This is a genomic window from Streptomyces sp. NPDC057950 (assembly GCF_042887295.1).
GTDB classification, from domain to species: domain Bacteria; phylum Actinomycetota; class Actinomycetes; order Streptomycetales; family Streptomycetaceae; genus Streptomyces; species Streptomyces kaempferi.
Genome location: NZ_JBHVPP010000059.1, coordinates 1 through 1,952 on the forward strand (window position 1 = coordinate 1; position 1,952 = coordinate 1,952).

Here is a 1,952-nt window from a genome sequence, read left to right on the forward strand (position 1 = left end):
CAGGCGAGGTGGATCTTCGTGGTCTTGTGTCCTGAACATGAAAGGGAGTTGGTAGTAGGGCAGCTTCTGGAAATGGTGCTGTGCGAGAGATGAAGGTAGGCCCTTCGGAGTCGCCCTGCGGGGGGAGGCTCCAAACCGCCTCATGCTGCGTTGGCTGAAGACCGTCGTGGTGAGCGATGAGGAAAAGGCGTCGTAAGAGGCGTCAGGTGGGGACTGGAAAGGTGAACGCAAGTGAATCGCTGCTGACGTGTCGAAAAAGATGAAGACGACATCGAAACCGGGATGTGACCACTATCCCGGGATGAGCCTGGCGGGCGCCCGTTTATTGGCCAGGTGGTGTCCGGCATGTAGGCGACGCGAGTCCAGTCTGCTGCTTTCGCATGGAACAGGAGAAGGCAGGTCCCGACACGCTCCGCCATGTTGCGGGGGAGAGGGAGTGCCCCAAGCGGCAGACACCGTGAGGGGTCGAGTACCGACGCGGGACCTGCTGGCGGACCGGCTCGTAGTAGCGAAGAAGCCTCTGTAATGGGGGTGGAGCGAAGGGGCCGGGTCGTTCGTGACTGTGTTGATCACATCAACCGGACTTTGTCCGGGAGGAGTGCGATGGACCAGTTGAAGTCTCAGATCAAGCCGTTTGACATTTCGAAGTGGGAAGTCAAGGAAGCGTGGGAGGAAGTCAGGGCGAACAAGGGCGCACCCGGAGTGGACGGGCAGAGCATCGAGGACTTCGAGAAGGACCTGAAGAGCAACCTGTACAAGGTCTGGAACCGAATGTCTTCGGGCTCGTACTTCCCTCCTCCGGTGCGCGCGGTGGAGATTCCCAAGCCGAATGGCGGCGGCACGAGAGTGTTCGGCATTCCCGCTGTCGCTGACCGTGTGGCCCAGACTGTGGTGGCCCGGCATCTCATGCGAAGGGTGGAGCCGCTTTTCCATCCCGACAGCTACGGATATCGGCCAGGACGGTCCGCCCTGGACGCAGTGGAAAGGTGCCGGGAGCGCTGCTGGAAGCGGGACTGGGTGGTGGAGTTCGACATCACCAAGTTCTTCGACAGTGTGCCCTGGGACCTGCTGGTCAAGGCGGTGGAAGCTCACACCGATGCCGTTTGGGTGAAATTGTATGTGCGGCGGTGGCTCCACGCGCCGCTCGCCATGCCCGACGGTTCACTGCTGGAACGGGAGCGCGGAACCCCGCAAGGGGCGCCGGTCTCTCCCGTGCTGGCGAACCTGTTCCTGCACTATGCGTTCGATACCTGGATGGCGCGGGAGTTCCCGAACATCTGGTTCGAACGGTATGCGGACGACGCGGTCCTGCACTGCGTCACCGAGCGTCAGGCCCGACAGGTACTGGCCGCACTCACGAACAGGATGGTTGAGGTCGGACTGCGACTGCATCCGGCCAAGACCCGGATCGTGTACTGCAAAGACGGCAAACGGCGTGGCTCCTTCGAGTACACGGTGTTCACCTTCCTCGGCTACACGTTCCGAGCCAGGCAGAACCAGGATCGATACGGCAAGTCGTTTCAGTCGTTCGATCCTGCTGTCAGCAGCGATGCCCTGAAGAAGATGGGACGGGAAGTGCGCTCCTGGCACTTGCACACCCGCTCCGACCTTTCCTTCAAGGAGCTTGCCCGCAGAATCAACCCTGTCGTGGCCGGCTGGATCAACTACTACGGCCGGTTCAGACCGTGGGAACTGAATCCCTTCTTGATGCGCATCAACGCCTACCTGGTGCGCTGGATCCGCCAGAAGTACAAGCGGCTCGCGGCTGAACGGAAAGCCATCGCGAAGATGCAGGAGATCGCTCGGCGCTACCCCCGCATGTTCGCGCACTGGCGCTGCACCGTCGCATCCGTGATGACCTGACGAACAGGACGACAAGAGCCGTGTAACGGGAGACTGTTACGCACGGTTCTGTGAGAGCCGGGAGGTGAGATTCCTCCCGGCTACTCGGC

1 protein-coding gene is annotated in these 1,952 nt (G+C 61.3%); it reads left to right on the forward strand.

What is annotated here, in order from left to right:
• The first annotated feature begins 603 nt into the window (after positions 1-603).
• Positions 604-1,863 (forward strand): group II intron reverse transcriptase/maturase, encoded by a 1,260-nt coding sequence (ltrA, locus tag ACFVTC_RS42790; protein ID WP_390135253.1) that lies wholly within the window; start codon positions 604-606, stop codon positions 1,861-1,863.
• The last annotated feature ends 89 nt before the right edge of the window (positions 1,864-1,952 follow it).

What these genes read in the sequence shown, in the direction of transcription:
- ltrA (WP_390135253.1), top strand. Translation starts at nt 604, where the DNA reads ATGGACCAGTTGAAGTCTCAGATCAAGCCGTTTGACATTTCGAAGTGG.